At 51.3% G+C, this 19,996-nt stretch carries 17 protein-coding genes; 7 read left to right on the forward strand and 10 right to left on the reverse strand.

Annotated elements, in window-relative coordinates:
* Nucleotides 1-10: 10 nt before the first annotated feature.
* From gluQRS to thpR, 4 genes are all read right to left on the reverse strand, one after another.
* Nucleotides 11-895, reverse strand: a complete 885-nt coding sequence (gene gluQRS / locus BZG76_RS00950; protein WP_021024196.1) for a tRNA glutamyl-Q(34) synthetase GluQRS — start codon at nt 893-895, stop codon at nt 11-13.
* 197 nt (nt 896-1,092) lie between these two features.
* Entirely contained in the window at nt 1,093-1,542 is a 450-nt protein-coding gene (gene dksA, locus BZG76_RS00955; RefSeq protein WP_021024195.1) for an RNA polymerase-binding protein DksA, read from the reverse strand.
* Between the two features lie 123 nt (nt 1,543-1,665).
* Complete coding sequence (sfsA, locus tag BZG76_RS00960) at nt 1,666-2,388, reverse strand: DNA/RNA nuclease SfsA (protein WP_077459830.1); 723 nt, start codon at nt 2,386-2,388, stop codon at nt 1,666-1,668.
* 19 nt (nt 2,389-2,407) lie between these two features.
* Nucleotides 2,408-2,959 carry an RNA 2',3'-cyclic phosphodiesterase gene (gene thpR, locus BZG76_RS00965; RefSeq protein ID WP_077459831.1) on the reverse strand — a complete coding sequence of 184 codons (552 nt, stop codon included), beginning with the start codon at nt 2,957-2,959 and terminating at the stop codon, nt 2,408-2,410.
* A gap of 65 nt (nt 2,960-3,024) precedes the next feature.
* Here thpR and hrpB point away from each other — a divergent pair, with 65 nt between their 5' ends.
* Entirely contained in the window at nt 3,025-5,478 is a 2,454-nt protein-coding gene (gene hrpB / locus BZG76_RS00970) for an ATP-dependent helicase HrpB (protein ID WP_077459832.1), read from the forward strand.
* Between the two features lie 8 nt (nt 5,479-5,486).
* Nucleotides 5,487-7,829 carry a penicillin-binding protein 1B gene (gene mrcB, locus BZG76_RS00975; RefSeq protein WP_077459833.1) on the forward strand — a complete coding sequence of 781 codons (2,343 nt, stop codon included), beginning with the start codon at nt 5,487-5,489 and terminating at the stop codon, nt 7,827-7,829.
* 84 nt (nt 7,830-7,913) lie between these two features.
* Here the strand turns inward: mrcB and BZG76_RS00980 are convergent, their stop codons facing one another.
* From BZG76_RS00980 to BZG76_RS00990, 3 genes are all read right to left on the reverse strand, one after another.
* Nucleotides 7,914-8,684: an ABC transporter permease gene (locus tag BZG76_RS00980; protein WP_077459834.1), complete on the reverse strand. Its 771-nt coding sequence runs from the start codon at nt 8,682-8,684 to the stop codon at nt 7,914-7,916.
* Nucleotides 8,681-9,604: an ABC transporter ATP-binding protein gene (locus BZG76_RS00985; RefSeq protein WP_021024189.1), complete on the reverse strand. Its 924-nt coding sequence runs from the start codon at nt 9,602-9,604 to the stop codon at nt 8,681-8,683. Before BZG76_RS00985 ends, BZG76_RS00980 begins: the two co-directional genes overlap by 4 nt.
* Nucleotides 9,605-9,809: 205 nt before the next feature.
* Nucleotides 9,810-11,468: a SulP family inorganic anion transporter gene (locus tag BZG76_RS00990; RefSeq protein ID WP_021024188.1), complete on the reverse strand. Its 1,659-nt coding sequence runs from the start codon at nt 11,466-11,468 to the stop codon at nt 9,810-9,812.
* 212 nt (nt 11,469-11,680) lie between these two features.
* On the opposite strand from BZG76_RS00990, the gene can reads away from it, so the two are divergent.
* From can to secF, 4 genes are all read left to right on the forward strand, one after another.
* Nucleotides 11,681-12,355: a carbonate dehydratase gene (can, locus tag BZG76_RS00995; RefSeq protein ID WP_077459835.1), complete on the forward strand. Its 675-nt coding sequence runs from the start codon at nt 11,681-11,683 to the stop codon at nt 12,353-12,355.
* A 129-nt stretch (nt 12,356-12,484) separates the two neighbouring features.
* Nucleotides 12,485-12,820, forward strand: a complete 336-nt coding sequence (locus tag BZG76_RS15300; RefSeq protein ID WP_131825130.1) for a hypothetical protein — start codon at nt 12,485-12,487, stop codon at nt 12,818-12,820.
* A gap of 106 nt (nt 12,821-12,926) precedes the next feature.
* Nucleotides 12,927-14,705: a protein translocase subunit SecD gene (secD, locus tag BZG76_RS01000; protein WP_108742877.1), complete on the forward strand. Its 1,779-nt coding sequence runs from the start codon at nt 12,927-12,929 to the stop codon at nt 14,703-14,705.
* A 12-nt stretch (nt 14,706-14,717) separates the two neighbouring features.
* Complete coding sequence (secF, locus tag BZG76_RS01005) at nt 14,718-15,608, forward strand: protein translocase subunit SecF (protein ID WP_158009956.1); 891 nt, start codon at nt 14,718-14,720, stop codon at nt 15,606-15,608.
* Between the two features lie 141 nt (nt 15,609-15,749).
* On the opposite strand, the gene hpt is transcribed toward secF, so the two are convergent.
* Nucleotides 15,750-16,280, reverse strand: a complete 531-nt coding sequence (hpt, locus tag BZG76_RS01010; RefSeq protein WP_021024183.1) for a hypoxanthine phosphoribosyltransferase — start codon at nt 16,278-16,280, stop codon at nt 15,750-15,752.
* 347 nt (nt 16,281-16,627) lie between these two features.
* On the opposite strand from hpt, the gene BZG76_RS01015 reads away from it, so the two are divergent.
* Nucleotides 16,628-17,233, forward strand: coding sequence for a TetR/AcrR family transcriptional regulator (locus tag BZG76_RS01015; RefSeq protein ID WP_077459838.1), 606 nt, complete (start codon nt 16,628-16,630; stop codon nt 17,231-17,233).
* 61 nt (nt 17,234-17,294) lie between these two features.
* Here the strand turns inward: BZG76_RS01015 and BZG76_RS01020 are convergent, their stop codons facing one another.
* Nucleotides 17,295-18,341, reverse strand: a complete 1,047-nt coding sequence (locus BZG76_RS01020) for an ABC transporter ATP-binding protein (RefSeq protein WP_077459839.1) — start codon at nt 18,339-18,341, stop codon at nt 17,295-17,297.
* Nucleotides 18,338-19,969, reverse strand: a complete 1,632-nt coding sequence (locus tag BZG76_RS01025) for an ABC transporter permease (protein ID WP_077459840.1) — start codon at nt 19,967-19,969, stop codon at nt 18,338-18,340. The genes BZG76_RS01020 and BZG76_RS01025 overlap by 4 nt, the downstream gene beginning before the upstream one ends.
* Nucleotides 19,970-19,996: the final 27 nt, after the last annotated feature.

Genomic DNA, 19,996 nt, shown 5'->3' on the forward strand with positions numbered 1-19,996 from the left:
GTGGGCCATTTTAGAATGCTGTCGTCACTTCCGTTTGTTTGGGTAAGTGCGTCAACGACCACGTATTGACCGCAAGATTCAGTAATTCAGTAGGCGTTGCCACCTTTTCCTCTGCGACTGCGTGTAAACCAAGAAACCGCATCGCTGCACGTAACGCAGGCAGCGGGGCTTGATTATCAATAGCTGGCGCACGATTTTGTTTCGATAGTTTTTGCCCCTCAGCGTTTAATGCTAACGGGAGGTGCAGGTAGTGCGGCAGTCGCGCGCCTAACAGACGATATAATCCAATATGGCGTCCCGTTGGAACAATTAAATCCGCCCCTCGGACAATGTCTGTGACCCCTTGGTCAATATCGTCTAACACGACGGCAAGATTATACGCATAGAGCCCATCTCGGCGCTTAATGATAAAGTCTTCGTTAGCCAATTGCTGATCAAGAGGCAACGAACCATGCAGTCGATCGTTAAACGCTAACACTTCAACCGGACTTTTTAGCCTCACCGCAGCGTGTTCAGCCGCTTTGTTTTTATCTCGGCACCAACCTGGATAGACGCCACCTGCCTGTTTAATTTGACGCCGTGTACACGTGCAATAATACGCGCGTCCTGACGCGAGCCAAGCATCAATTTGCGCCTGATAGTCACCTAGATGCTGGCTTTGATAACGAACCGCACCATCCCAATATAGGCCGTACGCCTCAAGCGTGCGCAGAATCTCACTAGCCGCGCCCGGCTTTTCTCGTGGCGGATCGATATCTTCAATCCGTACCAGCCATCGGCCATGATGGGCGCGAGCATCTAAATAAGAGCCCAGCGCAGCCACCAATGAGCCAAAGTGTAAAGGCCCTGATGGCGACGGCGCAAAACGACCGATATAAGCAGCGTGCGATGTCATGATAAACGAATGAACTCGGGTCTCAGCGCCATGGGCGGATAATGAATAGCGCAAATTGTACGGGGATCTTGCATGAACACAAGCGTCTACAAACACAAAAAGGGAGCCGAAGCTCCCTTTTGTTTTATGGGGTGATTACTATTTTGTGGGATGATAGCCGCCCGCGATATTTTTGCGCGCAACTCCCTCAGTGATGATTATCCCGCCATTTGCTTTTCTTTCAGCTCAGCGAGTGTTTTACAATCAATACATAGCTCGGCGGTTGGACGCGCTTCTAAGCGACGAACGCCAATCTCGATGCCACATGAGTCGCAAAAGCCAAAATCATCGTCTTCGATACGCTGGAGTGTCTTATCAATTTTCTTGATCAGCTTACGCTCACGATCTCGGTTACGTAACTCTAGGTTAAATTCCTCTTCCTGCGCCGCACGATCGACAGGATCGGGGAAATTTGCCGCCTCATCTTTCATATGATTCATGGTGCGGTCGACTTCTTCCCTGAGCTGATTACGCCATGCATTGAGGATTTTACGGAAATGCTCGAGCTGTGGCTCGCCCATATATTCCTCTCCAGGTTTCTCCTGGTATGGCTCTAATCCAGCTAAGGCCAGGATGCCCAGCGATTTCTTTTCTTTGCTTTCTGGCATTCAGCTTCTCCTAAAAAACCTTGACATGACACGTGTCTGTCAAATGAGGGCGCTATCTATAGCAGAAAGCCTTTAGGGTGGCAATCTTTGATTTATGCCCCGCAACGCCCAATGTGAACATGCTTACACTTTTTTTGTGTGAGCAACAAAAGGTACGGAATTAACCAGATTTAGCTCACTCGCTGACACCTGAGCTTGATAGCAAATGACTTCAACCCCCGAGGCCAGCGCATAATTAAGCAGCTGGTTATAATCCGGGTCGATATGGGGGGCACCTGTGACTTTTTCAATCCCCGAATGCAAAACAACAAACAATAAAACCGCGCGGTGTCCTTGTTCGACCATCGCAATCAGCTCACGGAGGTGTTTTTGTCCTCGCGTCGAGACAGCATCAGGGAATGCGCCCCAACCATCACCCTCTAATAAAGTGACACTCTTTACTTCTATATAGCAGTCGGGTTTGTCATCGTCACGTAACAGCAAATCAATACGGCTATTTTCACTGCCATAGCGTACTTCTGTCTGTAATTGTGCATAACCGGCTAGTTCAGGAATACGGTCAGCTTGCACCGCTTCAACGGCCAAGGTATTGGCACGCGTGGTGTTCACGCAAATCCAATCTCCCTGCTGAGTATGATTGAGCTCCCAACTGTGTGGATACTTACGCTTCGGATTATTTGACGTCGAGTACCACACAGTATCTCCGGGCGTTGCACACCCGGTCATTGCGCCAGTATTGGCACAATGGATGGTCAGGCGCTCGCCATTGTCTAAGGTCACATCGGTCAAAAACCGTTTATAACGACGTACTAAGGTTGCCGACGCTAGTGGTGGGGAAAACTGCATCTTCCGTTCCTGCTGATGATTAACAAAGGCTGAATTGATGCAGGCATTGGTATAACGCCCGCCCCTCATTGTCTCGCGGTATCGATTCATCCGACGCGGAGGAAGACGAAGCATATAAGCCAAAGCGTTGACAGGCAAATGTCTGTGTTGGCAAAGGTGGCAGGTGTAAGGCTTGTTGATGCTTAACGCCACGACGCAAGGTAATATGCGGAGTAAACGCATGACTGTCCGCGTTAGCGTGCCAAACAGGTAAGGTTTGTAAGTGATGGGCTAGATCAAACAATTCCGGCGGGGGTTGGTTGAACGTCACACACGCAATTTTCGGCTGCTCCCATACTTCAACACCTGAGGTAGTGAGAGAAAACGCAGGCAGAGCCAGGTTACTTGCCGCGGTTTGGAGCGCAGGGAGCTTGGTATCAGGGACCTCCCCCAAAAACGCCAAGGTGAGATGTAAGTTCTGTTCGGGCACCGCGCGCCCCTCACCACAAAGATGACGGTTGTAGCGAACAAGTTGCTCCCGAGCGGTTTGATTGGTTTTCTCGTCCAAACCTAATGCGAAAAATAGTCGCATGGGCTCTCCTTTTACACTCAGTCCGTTAAAATAGCGGCTTTGATTCTGACACAAAGGGCAAATTCTTGTCTCAGCTTCCGATTGATACCGTGATTCCTGACCTTATCGCCGGGCTATCAACGCATCCACAGATCATCGTCTCCGCGCCACCGGGTGCCGGGAAATCAACACGCTTGCCACTCGCGCTGCTTGAGCAGACAACGCGAGAGGGAAAAATCGTGTTGCTGGAGCCGCGTCGGCTTGCGGCGCGCAATATTGCCCGCTTCCTCGCCCATCATTTGAATGAGCCTATCGGCCAAACGGTAGGGTTAAGAATGCGTGGCGAGACAAAAGTCAGTGCTAACACACGATTAGAAGTCGTGACCGAGGGGGTGATGACCCGCTTACTGCAAACTGATCCCATGCTCGACGGTGTGAGCCTGATTTTATTCGACGAGTTTCACGAACGCAGTCTACATGCTGATCTTGCCCTCGCATTAAGCTTAGATTGCCAAGCAGGGTTACGTGACGATCTGCGCTTGGTCGTCATGTCCGCCACCCTAGATAATCAAGCCTTATGTCAGTATTTGCCCAACGCACTCACACTCGCCACTGAGGGGCGCAGTTTCCCGATTCATTATCAGTATCAGCCGCTTTCACGGCACACACCGTGGGCAAGTGCTGTTGCCAGTGCGAGCTTGGATTTTATGGCTCAGCACAGCGGCTCGGCACTGCTTTTTCTTCCCGGTATGGGCGCAATTCGACAGGTTCATGAGGCCATTAAAGGGCGCCTTGCTAATGACATGGATCTCCACTTACTCCACGGCAGCCTTGATATTTCAGCCCAGCAAGCGGCTATTTATCCCGCACCGGCTGGCATGCGCAAGTTAGTACTCACCACCAACATTGCTGAGACCAGCTTAACCATTGAAGGGATCCAGCTGGTGATTGATGCGGGGCTTGAGCGCATGATCATGCATCAAGCGCAAACGGGCCTTGATAAGCTGGTGACAAGACAAGTCACGCGCAGTGCTGCGATCCAACGAGCGGGCCGCGCAGGTCGCCTCGCACATGGACACTGCTTACGGCTTTATAGTGAAGAGCAATTTCAGCGCTTACCAGTTGCACCGACTGCGCCTATTTTGCGTGAAGATTTAACCGATCTTGCCCTCAATGTGATCCAGTGGGGCTGCGACGTCAAAGATTTACATTGGCTTGACGTACCGCCCACCAAACATTGGCAAGCCGCCTGTCTAAGACTGACACAATTAGGGCTGATTGATGCACGCCACGGATTAACCACCTTGGGGCAACGCGCAAGCCACTTGGCAGCCAGCCCTCGTACTGCCGCCATGTTGGCACGCGTTGAAAAAGCCGATACCTCGACGCTATCCACCGCGTGCTGGCTGGCGGCGTGGGCCGAAAAACCCATGACCTCGGGGGCCTCACTGGCACTTATCGACCAATTGCGCGTAGCGATGTCCTACAAAGACTATCAGCACCGCGCACAGTCACTAGCCCGTAGTGTTGGCATTGCCTTGCAACCTCAGTTCGATGATACCCTGCTGCCGCTACTGGCCGCTAACATTTGGCCAGATAGAATCGCACTGGCACGCGGAAAATCGGGCCGCTTTATGATGGCCAATGGCCACGGCGTCATCTTGGACAGCCAAGACCCACTCAGCCGCGCCGACGCCATCGTCATCTGTGATGTAATGGCCGGTGATCAGGGGGACAGTCGGGCCTATAGTGCGATTGCTATCTCACTGACTGCGCTTCAAGATGCGCGTCCCGATTTATTTAGCCATCGCGATGTGGTCGCATGGGATGATAGACGTGGCACGCTGAAAGCAGAAAAGCAGCAATGTTTGGGCGAATTAGTCCTCGCTTGCGAACCGCTCGACACGCTGAGTGCCGAGCAGCAAACACAAGGGCTATTGGATGCCGTTCGCCAAAAAGGCATTGATGCATTGAATTGGCAGAGCCCCAGCCAGTCCTTGCTAACGCGTGCACGCTGCGCCCAAGCATGGGGATTGGATATTGCGCTGCCGTCACTCAGCGATGCAGACTTACTCGCTTCGCTCGATACCTGGCTGGCCCCTTTTATTCATGACATGTCACGCTGGCAAGCGCTCCAGCAATTGGATCTCAAACCCGTGTTGGAAGCCTGGTTCGGCTTTGCGGTGACCAAGCAATTAAATGCGGCACTGCCCACACATATAACAGTGCCAACCGGGTCGCGTTATCCACTGCGTTATACCCCGGACAGTGCACCGGTACTGGCCGTGAAAATGCAAGAAATGTATGGACAGGCACAAACTCCAATGCTCGCCAACGGCCACGTTGCCGTGCAAGTTGAGCTGCTCTCTCCCGCCGGACGTCCATTACAAATTACCCAAGATCTCGCCGGCTTTTGGCAAGGGAGTTATAAAGAGGTGCAAAAGGAAATGAAAGGGCGCTACCCTAAGCACCTTTGGCCGGATGATCCGGCTAACCATGCGCCAACGCGTCAAACCAAACGCCATTTTAACCAGAGTTAATCGATTGTATGGCCGATAAAAAAACACGTTCACACGCGAGCAATAAAAAACGTTCATCACCGAAGCGTCAGCCGAACAAAGCCGCCGCCAAACCGAGCTGGAGCAAACGCTTGTTAAGCCTCGGATTGAAGTGCAGCCTGGTGGGAATCGCCGCCGTTGTCATGCTCGGTATTTATCTGGATGGTAAGATACAAGACCGTTTTAGTAGCGGCCAAATTTGGCAGCTTCCGGGCGTGGTATATGGCCGAGTGATTAACCTCTCACCAGGTAGCGATGTATCACTCCTTCAACTGCGTCAGCAATTGGATGCGCTGAATTACCAAAAAGTACGCACGCCGAAGCGTCCTGGTGAGTATTCGGCCTCACAAACACGGCTTGAAATCATTCGTCGTCCGTTTGATTTTGAAGATGGCCCGGCGCCCGCACGACATGCGATGCTGAGCTTTGGCGATAATCAAGTCAACCAGATTACTGACGTTAGCGCCAACCAATCGCTAGGGCTTTTACGCATCGAGCCGAAATTACTGGGCATGATGGAGTCTGGCATCAATGAGCAACGCCTATTTTTACCCCGAGAGCGTTTCCCAGAGTTTTTAGTCGAGGCGTTACTCACCACAGAAGATCGAGATTTTTATCACCATGAAGGCGTTTCACCCACGGGGATCTTACGCGCACTCGTGGCTAACATTCGCGCCGGTCGTACCGTACAAGGCGGCTCTACCTTAACGCAACAGCTGGCTAAAAACCTCTTTCTCACCCGCGATCGCACCTTGTGGCGAAAAGCGCAAGAAGCCTACATGGCATTGATCCTCGATTTTCGCTACAGCAAGGATAAACTGTTAGAAGCCTACTTTAACGAAGTCTATCTGGGACAAAATCGCGGCGAACCCGTACATGGTTTTCCGTTAGGCGCGCGACTCTATTTTGGACGTCCGATTAGCGAGTTACGGGTAGACCAACTGGCGCTGCTCGTGGGGATGGTAAAAGGGCCTTCCTACTACAACCCGTTCCGCCACCCTGAACGCGCGAAAAGTCGTCGCGATCTGGTGCTACGACTGATGCTAGAGCAAAATCGACTGTCAAGCACCGATTACCAAGCGGCAGCCAGCCGTCCGCTTGATATTCAAAAAACGCCTACCCTATCGCGTCCTCAACCGGCTTACTTTGATCAACTCAAAGAAGAAATCCGTCACAAAGTCGGTGATAAATATGCCGCTGGCGCTGGGTTACGTATTTTCACCACCCTTGATCCTGTGTCACAGCAAGCGATTGAGCGTGCGGTGACCGAAAAGGTGAAGGCGCTTAAACATCGCGCAGGAAATCAACTAGAAGCCGCCGCCGTGATCGCAGACAGACGAAGTGGCGAGGTCCGTGCCATGGTGGGTGGCGCTCGCCCGGGCTTTGCAGGCTTTAACCGTGCCTTAAATGCGAAACGTGCTATCGGTTCACTCGCCAAACCTGCGGTTTATTTGACTGCATTAAATCAGCCTGAACGCTTTCAGCTCACCAGTAAGATTGACGATAAGCCCATTCGTTTAGAAGGCAGTCAAGGGAGTAGTTGGCAACCTCGCAACTATGATCGCCAATACCGCGGCACCGTGTCATTACTGACCGCCTTGGCAAAATCCTATAACGTGCCAACGGTCAACCTCGGCATGCAACTGGGGTTAGAAAGTGTGGTTAACACCTTTGGTCAATTAGGGGCAAAAACTGACACCATTCCACGCGTTCCCTCTCTGCTTCTGGGGGCATTTAGCATGAGTCCATTTGAGGTCACTCAAGTCTACCAAACACTGGGCAATGCAGGGCAAAGGGCCCCATTAACGGCTCTGAGGGCCGTTACTACCAAAGAAGGTCAAGGATTGTATCAAAACTGGCCCAAAGCGGAACGTGTTGTGCCTGAGCAAGCCGGTTGGCTGACCTTGTATGCGATGAAGCAAGTGGTGAAACAGGGAACAGGGCGTTTCTTGCAGCAACGTCATCGCCATGCAGCACTCGCAGGCAAAACGGGGACAACAGATGATAACCGTGATAGCTGGTTCGTCGGTATCGACGACAAAGAAGTTACCACGGTGTGGTTGGGCCGCGATGATAATCAATCGACAGGGCTCACCGGGGCCTCTGGTGCTTTACGTGTTTATGATGATTATTTAAACCGTCGAGGCGCGACACCCTTGGCACTCCCTTGGCCTGCCGACATCACCACCGTGGCGGTCAGCCAACAAGGTAGCCAATACGCGCTAAATTGTCGCGGTGAGACGTCGCTCCCCGTATGGGACATAAATGGCCAGTTTGCCAAGCGATGTCGCCAGCCGGATCCCGTCGGTTGGCTTAAAGGTTTATTTAATTGACACCTTGTCCACTCGATACGCGTTTGTATACCAAACAGCGAGCAAAAAAACGCCCCAGCCATACTGACTGGGGCGGTGTGGTATTTAGCTACGCAAGCCGGTACCTTTAGAAATCAAGCGCCAAGCCAGCGCGTATAAGCCGATAATAAACAGTAACAGCACCCCAAATGATGTCATGATCCCCACATCGGATACCCCTAAAAAGCCATAGCGAAACGCGTTAACCATATACACGATAGGGTTCAGCTTAGACACCCCTTGCCAAAACTCAGGCAACAGCGACAGCGAATAAAACACGCCACCGAGATACGTTAGCGGGGTCAGTATAAAGGTCGGGATCAGGCTGATATCGTCAAACGTTTTGGCAAAAATGGCGTTAATCAGGCCTCCTAACGCAAACACGGCAGAGGTCAGCGTCACCGTGGTGACCACGATAAATGGATGCGCGATTTGCAAATCCACGAAGAACAAGGACGTCATTGTCACTAAAGCCCCCACCGCTAAGCCACGGCACATGCCTCCACCAATATAACCGGCAATAATCACATAGTTAGGGATAGGCGCGACTAACAGCTCCTCGATATTATGCTGAAACTTGGCACTAAAAAAGGAAGACGCCACATTGGAGTAGGAGTTAGTAATCACTGACATCATGATTAAGCCAGGAACGATATACTCCATGTAACTGAAACCTTCCATCTGGCCGATACGCGACCCAATCAAATTACCGAAAATGACAAAGTACAAGCTCATGGTAATCGCGGGCGGGACCAAGGTTTGCACCCAGATCCGAGTAAAACGCGCCACTTCTTTATAAATGAGGGTACGAAATGCAATCCAATACAAGGCATTCATGCGTGCTCCTCCCCATTTTTCTGAATTAAGGTGACAAACAACTCTTCTAAACGGTTGGCCTTATTACGCATGGATAATACTTGCACTCCCTGTTGTGACAACTGCTCAAAGACCGGGGTTAATCCCATTGACTTGCTGACTTCCACCTCCAAGGTATTGGTGTCAGTGGTCTGCCAGTTCACGCCCTCAAGCGCATTGAGCTGATGCCCAGGTTGGAGGTCGAGAATAAAGGTCTCAGCATCTAACTTCGATAACAGCGCCTTCATCGAGGTATCTTCGACCAGCTGCCCCCGATTGATAATGCCAATATTACGGCACAGGGTTTCGGCTTCTTCCAGATAATGGGTGGTGAGAATAATAGTGATCCCTTGACGATTAATCTGGCTTAAAAAGTCCCACATAGAACGGCGCAGCTCAATATCGACGCCTGCGGTTGGCTCGTCCAGGATCAGCAAACGCGGCTCGTGCATCAAGGCACGGGCTATCATCAACCGCCGTTTCATTCCACCCGATAAATTACGCGCGGGCTCATGGCGCTTGTCCCACAAATCCAGTTGTGAGAGATATTTCTTCGCACGCTCTTTAGCTTGCGCTCGCGGCACCCCATAGTAGCCAGCTTGGTTCACCACAATTTGCTGCACTTTCTCAAACTGATTAAAGTTGAACTCTTGTGGCACCAGACCAATTTGCTTTTTCGCCTCCACCTTTTGGGTGTCCAAGTCATAGCCAAAAATACTGACCTGCCCTTGGGTTTTATTGACCAGCGAACTCAGTATGCCAATAGTCGTGGATTTCCCCGCGCCATTTGGCCCTAGCAGCGCATAAAAATCGCCCTCCTCGACCGAGAGCGACACGCCTTTCAATGCCTTCACATTGGACCCGTACGTTTTGACGAGATCCTTGATTTCAATTGCTTTCATAAGCTCCCGTTAAGATAAAATCAGCATCATGCTGTCTGACGCATCAATGTTGCTATGGTAACCGGTATTGGTCTGAGAAACACCGCCACAAAAAAAGGGTTAATCGCACCGAGGGCGGCGATTAACCACGATCCATGCTGTCGCGACTTTGCCTTTTGGAAATAAATGCGCGTTGAGAATAAATACGCTTTGGCAGTCAATACGCTTACGCAGGCATGACTTCGACTAATCGATTGGCCGCTTCGAGTGCAGGCTTACGCGAAGTGAAGATGTGCGCGTCACGCACCCAATCGCCAATATGCAGGCGCTGAAGTTGCTCTCGCGTTTCATCATGCGGGCAAAGTAAAAATACCGTGCAATTCGCTTCACGCGCATCTTTGATTGCGTTTTCCAATGCCAGCCCTACCGTCATGTCCAGCATAGGCACATCACTTAAGTCGAGGATCATCACCCGAAACTCACGGATATGAGCGTGCTGACGGGCAATGGCCTTTGAGACACTGAAAATCATCGGGCCAGACAAGTAGAAAAAGAGTACGTGACCATTACTGGCATCTAAAAGCGCACGCTCTTCATCATTTAACGGCACTTCATCGTCTTCCGCATCACTGATGGCCCGTACCTGTTTTGCCTGCTCGCGACTTAATCGCTCGATCACCAGTAAGTTAGCAATAAAGACACCCAGGCCCACCGCGACAATCAGATCAACAAATACAGTCAACGCCATCACACCGTACATGATACCGGTTTGCTGCAAGCTGATTTTGTGCGCGCGATGTAGAAAGCTCCAATCGAGAATATTAAAACCGACATAAAGCGCAATACCGGCAAGCACAGCCATTGGGATCGGCGCAGTTAATGCCCCCGCCACTAACACGACTGCGGCTAAAATAGCGGCACGGAATATCCCCGATAACGGTGAACGCGCCCCGACTTGTACATTGACCACAGTGCCCATGGTAGCACCGGCCCCCGGCAGTGCGCCAAACAGGCCTGCAATCATATTGGCGACGCCCTGGCCGCGCAATTCACGGTCGGAATTATGTTCTTGGCGAGTCAGCGAGTCGGCAATCACTGCGGTCAGTAAGGTGTCTATGCATCCTAACGTCCCCAGCACCAGGGCATCAATGACCATGGTGGTAAAATGCTCTGCGGTGATATGAGGCACTACTAGCGAGGGTAAACCGGTCGGGATCTCACCAATACGGCGGATGCTCTCGGCATCAAAAAGCAGTACCGACACCAAGGTAATACTGACTAAGGCGACAAGTTGAGCCGGGATAAAACGACGATATTTGGCCGGAAAGTAAAACAAAATACCCAAGGTGAGCACACCAAGAAAAACTTCTTTAATATCGGCATTGATCACTAAATCCGGTATCGCTGTCAGGGTGCCTAAGACGCCGCCGGACGGTGCCGCTTGCCCTAATAATGGTGCGAGTTGGAGCAAAATCAAGATCACGCCAATCCCCGACATAAAACCGGACACCACGCTATACGGCATCAAGGTTACGTATTTGCCCAGCCGCAAACTGCCAATCAGCACTTGAAACGCGCCCGCCATCATCACCACAGTAAAGCCCATGGCAAGGCCACCTTCGGGGTAACGCGACATCATGGCGGTGAGTACCGCGGTCATAATGACTGTCATCGGCCCCGTAGGCTCTGATATCAGCGTCGAAGAGCCACCAAATAGCGACGCGAACAGCCCCACCAAAATCGCTCCCCATAACCCGGCCTCAGCGCCAGCACCGGAGGCAACACCAAAGGCGAGCGCCAGTGGTAATGAGATAATCGCGGTGGTCACCCCGCCGAATAAATCCCCCTTTAATGACAACTGCGCAAATCGTCCTTTATCAAACACGCACTACCTCGACTGCCGTTAAGATTATGATAGAGCGAACAGTATACGAATTTTCTCGTATTAACCTATCCGAGCAGTGGTTGAAAGCGTCACAGCGTGATCCGCTGGACGCGACCGATGTAAAAAAATGTGAATATTGATCTCAGTATATTTCACACCTCAAGAGTGCGGTATAGTGACGATTGATAACTTTGCCAACAGACTGAGTGAGCATGGCCCAGATAAAAGCGTTATTTGCCAACAATAAAGCCTGGTCAAAAGACATTCGTGATACGGATCCCCAGTTTTTTGCCGACCTAGCGAAAGAGCAGCATCCGGAATATTTGTGGATTGGTTGTGCCGATAGCCGTGTGCCTGCTGAGCGACTAACAGGATTAGACTCTGGCGAGCTGTTTGTGCATCGCAATGTCGCCAACCAAGTGATCCACACGGATTTAAACTGCTTGTCGGTAGTGCAATATGCCGTTGATGTGCTGCAAATCAAGCATATTATTGTCTGTGGTCATTACGGATGTGGCGGGGTGCATGCCGCGATTGAAAATCCCGAGCTGGGTCTTATCAATAATTGGCTATTACATATTCGCGACCTTTACCTTAAGCATAAAAGCTATCTGAGCCAATTGCCGCCCCAAGCGCGTGGTAATCGTTTATGTGAAATCAATGTCGCTGAGCAGGTTTATCATTTAGGCAACTCCACCATTTTACGCGCCGCCTGGGAACGAGGCCAAGATGTCAATATCCATGGCTGGTTTTACGACACTACTGACGGGATCTTACGCGATCTCGGTATGACAGCGAACAGCCGTGAATCGTTAGAGATACACTATCAAGCGGCGATGAGCCATTTGGTCCCCGGCGCGGCCACACATCCTCTCTATGAAAATTGACACAATGCTGACGCTATAATGCTTGTGCGCGGTGGTGAATCGTCGTACAACACGACCATGACTCCGATCACACCTTCATCCCACGCTACGCATCGCTCTCTGCTCCTCTTGTGGCTGATGGCGAGCCTGATGCTGTTTGCAGTGATCGCTAATGCCGTGGCGAAATCTCATGTTTCACCGTGGCAGCCAAATCAGCAAATTCATACGCTACAACACACACCGGCCCTACTGTCGACCGCAAGAGCCAGCGTTGCACTGCCAGCCCCTTTATTGGATGACGATCCCCAACCGCCACATTTAGCCACCCTTTTTCCTCCCACGCACGTTAGCCTTGCTTGGCACCTCATCGCCTTTTTGTGCGTGCTTGGGGTGTATCTCTCCCGCCAATATCTTGCATTTTCGTTCCCCCGCCTCGGAGGCTGGCGAGAACACAATCTGCAATATCGCTTTATTCATTCGCGTTAATCGTTCGCTTTCCTGAAGGCCTGTGCGCCTTAATCCCCCAGTAGCGACATCGAGTTCACACTCGATGTGAGGTTTGCTGTGCACGATGCACAGCCAAGGAGAAAAAATGAATAAAGCAACTCCCGTTAATCGGTATGCGTTGTGGCACTATGCTGTATTGGTGCTGATGCTAATCGTACTCACCATGCAGGCATTACCGAGCTTTTTTGGCGATCATCCTGTAGTGAGCGTGTCTCATCACTCTCACCACGCGCTGCAAGGCTGGCTAAACGCCCATCCAGAGGCCGTCAGTGAGGTACGTTATGACTCGCAAGGGAATGTCACCTTAATCACGCCCGATATTAGCCAGCAACAGAACGTACAACAGCAATTAAAAGGCGCCCTAGGTGCCGATGCGGAGATCACTCTCGATTATTTATCCGCAGCGCCCGCGTGGCTATCACGCCTAGGCGCCGAGCCGGTTAAGCTAGGGCTAGATCTGCGCGGTGGCGTCCAATTATTACTGTGGGTCGACACCGACCAAGCACTGACCCATCAAGCAGACGCCTTGCTCCAAAGCCTCAATCTTTGGTTAGACAGTCAGCGCTTGCCGCCGACCGCGAGCCTCAACCAGCAGGATAAAACCACGGTGCAATTGCCGATGTTAAATGCCGCTGATCGTACCAAAGTGAGCGGTTGGTTTACTGAGCATTATCCGCAATGGCGCTTTAGCAGTGCCACCCATCGCTGGCAAATGACAGATACCGAGCGTGAGGCCATGCGTCATCAAGCCGTACGTCAGAATATTGATATTCTGCGCAAGCGTATCGACGCATTAGGCGTGGCCGAAGCCAGTGTGCAGCGTCAAGGCAAAGACTATATTCGTATCGAACTACCTGGCGTGCATGATCCTAAGCAAGCCAAAAGCGTGATTGGTGCCACCGCCTCACTCGCATTCTATGCTCTCGATCCTACCAGCCCCAAACCACTCTACGATGCGCAGCGCAATGCCGTCCCGCTCGCGCGCCATGCCATTTTAGGCGGTGAACATATTATTGATGCGCGCACCAGTGTCGATGAGATGCGCCGTCCTCAAGTCGACATTCGCCTGGATAAACAAGGTGGCGAGACCATGCTTGCGTTTACTCGTCGGCACTTGGGCGATCCAATGGCGACCGTTTATCGCGAGTACCAAGCCAATGCGCAGGGCGATCTGGTGGCTCACGAGCGCGTGATCAACGTAGCGACCATCCAAAGTGCGCTCAGTGATCGCTTTCGGATCACGGGGCTATCGAGCCCAGAAGAAGCGCGTAACCTCTCGATGCTATTGCGTGCCGGCGCATTAACCGCCCCCATTAAAATCGTCGAAGAGCGCGCCATTGGTCCCACCTTAGGTGCTGAGAATATTAAAGCAGGCTTTTCCGCACTGGCTGTCGGCATGATCGGCATGGCTATCTTTATGGTGCTTTGGTATCGCCGTTTTGGCTGGGTGGCGATTGTGTCGCTTACTGCCAACCTCATGATGCAAGTCGGCCTTCTCGCGCTACTGCCCGGTGCTGTGCTGACGTTGCCAGGCATCGCGGGCCTTGTACTCACGGTAGGCATGGCGGTCGATACCAATGTGCTTATCTTTGAGCGTATTCGCGATCGCTTGCGAGCGGGCGCAAGCCTAGCCAATGCCATTGATACCGGCTATCGCGCGGCGTTTAGCACGATTTTTGACGCCAATATCACCACCTTGATTTCTGCGGCCTGTTTGTACGCCGTCGGCTCTGGCCCCTTACAAGGGTTTGCCACCACTCTGATTCTGGGACTGTGCGCCAGCATGATAACCGGCATTGTTGGCACCCGAGCCATCATCAATCCGATTTGGGGGCGTGATCGCCGCCGCGCGGTGACCATTTAAGGAATGAATACCATGAACTTAACCCAAGCCCGCTATACCAGCTTCGCTCTCTCCGCGCTGCTAATGACCATGAGCATCTGGGCGATTACTCATTATGGCCTGAACCTAGGCATCGACTTTACCGGCGGTATCGTGATTGACTTCGCGCTACCAAGCTTGGCTGGCAGTGATACGCTGATCCCAGCCCTGCACAGTCAGTTTGGCGATCTGGCCACGCTCAAGGCAAGTACCACACAGGGACAGTGGCAGTTAGTGTTGCCCCACACCTCTCAATGGCAAGATCCTCAGCAGGTGATGGTACAAATCAGTACTGCGTTATCGATGCCAGTGAGTTTGATTCAAGCTGACGTAGTCGGCCCTCAGGTCGGTCAGGTCCTGTTTGAACAAGGTGGCTTAGCCCTACTGGTTGCCTCGTTGGCGATCATGCTTTATTTGGCGATTCGCTTTGAGTGGCGACTCGCCCTAGCAGCCATAGGCGCGCTGGTACACGATGTCACCCTCACCTTGGGGCTACTCGCCATTCTCGCCGTGCCCATGGATCTCAATGTGATTGCCGGGTTGCTAGCTGTAATCGGTTACTCGCTCAATGACTCGATTGTGATCGGCGACCGGCTGCGCGATGTCCTAAGAGCCAAACCGAACCAATGTGTTTATATCAGCACCAATATTGCGGTCTGCGAGACCTTCTCGCGTACCTTGATCACTGCCGGGACGACGCTGTTTACCATCGGATGCTTGTTGATACTGGGTGGCGATGCGCTGTATGGCTTTGCCCTAACGCTGTTTGTGGGGGTGCTCACTGGAACTTGGTCATCGGTCGCCGTCGCATCTTGCCTACAAGAAATACTGGGGCTATCGGCTTCGCATTATCAGCGTGCGCCAGAGCATGAGGGGACGTGCTAACCCACCGAACCCGCTATGTTTCCTACAAAAGTCGCTACAAAAAGTGCCTACAAAAAAACCGAGCAAGCGCTCGGTTTTTTCATTTATCGTAATAACCACCGGCCACTCTGTGATGACAGGCGTTACGCGTCGCTGCGGAGATTAATCCAATGGGATCACTTTACCGATATACGGCAAATGGCGATATTTCTGAGCGTAATCAATCCCAACCCCGACAACAAATTCATCCGGGATGGTAAAGCCAAGCCAATCGACTGTCACATTCACTTCGCGGCGCTCGGGTTTATCGAGCAGGGTACAAATACGTACCGAGTTTGGCTCACGCAGCGATAAGATTTCGCAGACTTTACTGAGCGTGTTGCCGGTATCAATGATGTCTTCAACCAAAAGAATGTCCTTTCCTTTGATGTCGTCATCCAAATCTTTAAGAATGCGCACGTCACGCGTGCTTTCCATGCTATTGCCATAGCTTGATGCGGTCATAAAGTCGACCGAATGTGGCAAGTCAATCGCGCGACATAAATCAGCCATAAAGACGAACGAGCCGCGCAGCAACCCGACCAAAACAAGGTCGTTTGAGTCTTTATAATGCTCATTGATCTCGGCGCCCAGGGCTTTTACTCGCGCCTGTACGTCCTGTTCTGAAATCATCACTTCAACGGTGTGTTTCATATCTGCCCCGATGGTTTGTCCCCACGATCGCGGGGGTCACTAACAAAGGTGGCATAGTCTAGCACTAAATCGATTGCGGATCCCAGTCACGCCGGTTGTCAGCCATTTGCACCCGCACACTAGTTAACTATCACACTGATTGATAAGAAAAAATAATCCATGCCTGTCTTTTTAATAATGAATGACTTTTTTTGCAGACAAAATTACCGTTTTACGGCCCAGATCAGCTTTACGCCCGTTGTCAGACGATAAATAGCTGGTATAAACTCAATATCGCTAATAAGAAAATTGTTAGCACAAACAATAATTAATTTGTACAAACCAAAAATAAGTTGGCAGGTTTTAGGATGGCTCAATCAAATGAAAGAACAAGGACGCGACTGTCGCCGGAAAGACGTAAAGAGCAGTTATTAACTTGTGGTTTAGATGTTTTTGCGAAACGCGGTATTGGCCGCGCTGGGCACGCGGATATCGCAGACATGGCGGACGTTTCCGTCGCGACCGTCTTTAACTACTTTCCCACGCGCGAAGACCTTGTGGAAGAAATCCTTGCACAAACCGAAAAGCACTTTATTGCGTTGATTAATGAGTGTACCGAGCAAGATCAATCGATGCGCGGCGCATTAAACTGTATCACATCACAGATAATTGATACCGCACTCGCCGATAAAGCGTGGATGAAAGTCTGGTTTGAGTGGAGTACGTCGATTCGCGAGGATATTTGGCCACGTTTTGTCAAAGGCAGTCGAGATGCGGTTGATCAGTTCGAGAACGTATTTAAACGTGGCATCGAAAAAGGCGAAATGACAGATCGCCATCAACCCAGAGAGCTCGCCAGCATGCTAGCAGGGGTCTGCTATGTGCTATTTTTACAAGCCCACCAACAGCCCGATAAAGCGGCGCTTAATGCCATGGCCCAGCATTACATTGATGTATTATGCCAGCATGGCTAAACGCCATGGCACGATAGAAAGCCAACGTCACGTTGGCTTTTTAATGCGTCATCCATGCGCGTTAGGGATCGATAAAGCTCGGCCCATCATTGAACAAAACGGGCTCATGAGAACGAATATTTAAACGCACTTTTTCTCCGACCGACAGCGGCTCTCGGGCGTGAACCGACAACTTCTGCCCATGAATATCAATGGTGTAGCGGCTGCTATCTCCCATAAACTGCTGTGACAAGACCTGTCCCTCGCCCTGCTCGTCTGCCCGAATACTTAAAAATTGTGGCCGGAGTAACCACCAATGCGGGCCGGGATGACAATGTACAGGACGCGGCCAAGGGCCAAGTGGCGTCTGCATTTGCTCTTGCTCAGACACGGTCACAGGAACATAAGACCCTTGACCAAGAAAGTCTGCCACAAAGCGGCTTGCAGGCTGATAATAGACCTCTGTGGTATCACCGAACTGTTCAATAAGACCTTGATTCATTACGGCCAATTTATCGGCAAAGGCAAAGGCTTCTTCGCGACTGTGGGTCACCAAAATCGCTGTCACACCCTGTGATTTAAAAATACGCCGGATCTCTTCAATCAAGTCGTGGCGTACCTGGGWGTCAATGTTAGAAAAAGGCTCATCCAGTAATAACAGATCGGGTTCATAGGCAAGCGCACGGGCAATCGCTACCCGTTGCTGTTGACCACCGGATAATTGATGCGGATAACGATCCCCAAGGTCAGTTAAATGGACCAATTTAAGCATGTCAGCCACTTTGCCCGCTCGCGCTTGAGCGGCCAACTGTGAAAGTCCAAACCCGATATTCTCTGCAACGGTTAGGTGCGGAAAAAGCGCATAATCTTGAAAGATCATACCGATATTACGCTGCTCAGGTGGCACAGAGTGATGCTCATTATCCATGACTTTACAGCCAATCGATAGCGTCCCTGCCGATAGCGGCATTAAACCTGCCATTGCTTTTAACAAGGTGGTTTTTCCGCAGCCACTGGCACCGAGTAGGCAAACAATCTCTCCAGGTGCCACTTGCAGCGATAAATCTTTTAAGACAGGCGTGCCGTTATAGCTGCAGGTCAGGTTTTTAATCGACAAGGCGCACTTCATTGATATTTCTGCTCCAATGACCGGTTAATCAAGATAAGCGGAATTAAGCCAACCACTACCAGTAAAATTGCCGGTAATGCGGCGTACTCTAAGTGTTCATCAGAGGTAAAGTTGTACACATAGGTGGCCAGTGTTTCAAAGTTAAATGGACGCAGTAAAATAGCCGCATTAAGCTCTTTCATCGACTCAATAAACACCAGCAACATCGCAATAAGCGTACCACGACGAATTAAAGGCAGGTGCACGCGGCGAATGACCCCTGTGGTTGTGCAGCCCATGGTTCGCGCCGCCATATCGAGCGAAGGGGGGATTTTGGCCATGCTTGATTCGATACTACCAATGGCAACGGCACTGAAGCGCACTACAAATGCTGCCAGCAAAGCGACCATGGTCCCTGACAGTACCAGCCCTGGCCGGCCCCATCCATAGGCGGTGGCAACATCATTAATGACATGATCACCGCGCGTAAGCACCAGCATTACCCCGATAGCGAGCACGGTGCCGGGTACCGCATAGCCCATAGATGCCAGACGCATTGGCGCAACACTAATACCATCACCACGTAAGCGACGATAGACATTCACCGTCCACGCAATAGCCACCGCGATAACAGCCGCCAACGTCGAGGTATAAAAGCTGTTATAGCTAAACGCGGCGAAATCACTGATGGCATTTTTTTCATAGTAGTGCCATGCGTACATCACCAACTGTAAAAGCGGTAAGATAAAAGCCAATGATAATAGGCTCCAGCACCAGACTACTACGCCTACTTTACGCCAGCCTCGCAAAGGCGTTTTCTCGATTGCGTCACTGCTTGAGCTTGGACTAAATTGGGCTTGTTTACGTCGTCCATAACGCTCGGCACTGATTAAAAGAAAAATCGCCACCAGCATTATCGCGGATATTTTAGCTGCTGCCGTTAAGCTTGAATAACTCAACCAAGTATCATAGACCGCCGTGGTCAGTGTGCTAACGGCAAAATAATTGACCGTACCAAAGTCGCCCAACGCCTCCATCGCCACCAGCGACGCGCCAACGGCAATGGCGGGCCGGGCTAGCGGCAAAGAAATTCGGCGAAAACTCTGAAGTGGCGAGCAACCCAACAGGCGGGCAGAATGGGTCAAGGTCACACTTTGCTCCATAAAAGCAGCGCGTGTTAATAAGTAAATATAAGGGTACAGCACCAGCGCTAAGACAAAGCAAGCCCCCGTTAGCGTGCGCATATCGGGGAACCAATAATCGGTCACGCTTTGCCATTCAAAGGCATACCGTAAAGCGCGCTGCAACGGCCCAGCATAATCAAACCAGTCCGTATAGATATAACCGATAATATACCCGGGCATCGCCAGCGGTAGGACCATCGCCCATTGCAATTGTCGGCTGCCAGGTACCTGATACATCGCCAGCATCCACGCTGTCGGGACACCCAGTATCATCGCAATCGCGACCACACCAACCACTAACAGACTGGTATTTAGGGTATAGGTAGGGAGCACGGTCTGGAACAGGTGAGGAAAAATATCACCTGTATCACCAACCGCGGTGTAAAAGATCGCTAAGATCGGCAAAACCAGCAACAGGGCTAGGCCCCAGCTGCTGGTTTTTATAATGGGTAATCTATCTCGCATGGCCTACTACATTAAGGCGTCAGAGAA

This window comes from Salinivibrio sp. AR647 (assembly GCF_001995415.1).
Taxonomy (GTDB): domain Bacteria; phylum Pseudomonadota; class Gammaproteobacteria; order Enterobacterales; family Vibrionaceae; genus Salinivibrio; species Salinivibrio costicola.

Coding starts and splice junctions, on each gene's coding strand:
- hpt (WP_021024183.1), bottom strand. CDS start 16,280: ATGAAACACACCGTTGAAGTGATGATTTCAGAACAGGACGTACAGGCG.
- dksA (WP_021024195.1), bottom strand. CDS start 1,542: ATGCCAGAAAGCAAAGAAAAGAAATCGCTGGGCATCCTGGCCTTAGCT.
- gluQRS (WP_021024196.1), bottom strand. CDS start 895: ATGACATCGCACGCTGCTTATATCGGTCGTTTTGCGCCGTCGCCATCA.
- BZG76_RS01015 (WP_077459838.1), top strand. CDS start 16,628: ATGGCTCAATCAAATGAAAGAACAAGGACGCGACTGTCGCCGGAAAGA.
- secD (WP_108742877.1), top strand. CDS start 12,927: ATGAATAAAGCAACTCCCGTTAATCGGTATGCGTTGTGGCACTATGCT.
- BZG76_RS00985 (WP_021024189.1), bottom strand. CDS start 9,604: ATGAAAGCAATTGAAATCAAGGATCTCGTCAAAACGTACGGGTCCAAT.
- can (WP_077459835.1), top strand. CDS start 11,681: ATGGCCCAGATAAAAGCGTTATTTGCCAACAATAAAGCCTGGTCAAAA.
- sfsA (WP_077459830.1), bottom strand. CDS start 2,388: ATGCAGTTTTCCCCACCACTAGCGTCGGCAACCTTAGTACGTCGTTAT.
- mrcB (WP_077459833.1), top strand. CDS start 5,487: ATGGCCGATAAAAAAACACGTTCACACGCGAGCAATAAAAAACGTTCA.
- thpR (WP_077459831.1), bottom strand. CDS start 2,959: ATGCGACTATTTTTCGCATTAGGTTTGGACGAGAAAACCAATCAAACC.
- BZG76_RS15300 (WP_131825130.1), top strand. CDS start 12,485: ATGCTGTTTGCAGTGATCGCTAATGCCGTGGCGAAATCTCATGTTTCA.
- BZG76_RS00980 (WP_077459834.1), bottom strand. CDS start 8,684: ATGAATGCCTTGTATTGGATTGCATTTCGTACCCTCATTTATAAAGAA.
- BZG76_RS01025 (WP_077459840.1), bottom strand. CDS start 19,969: ATGCGAGATAGATTACCCATTATAAAAACCAGCAGCTGGGGCCTAGCC.
- secF (WP_158009956.1), top strand. CDS start 14,718: ATGAACTTAACCCAAGCCCGCTATACCAGCTTCGCTCTCTCCGCGCTG.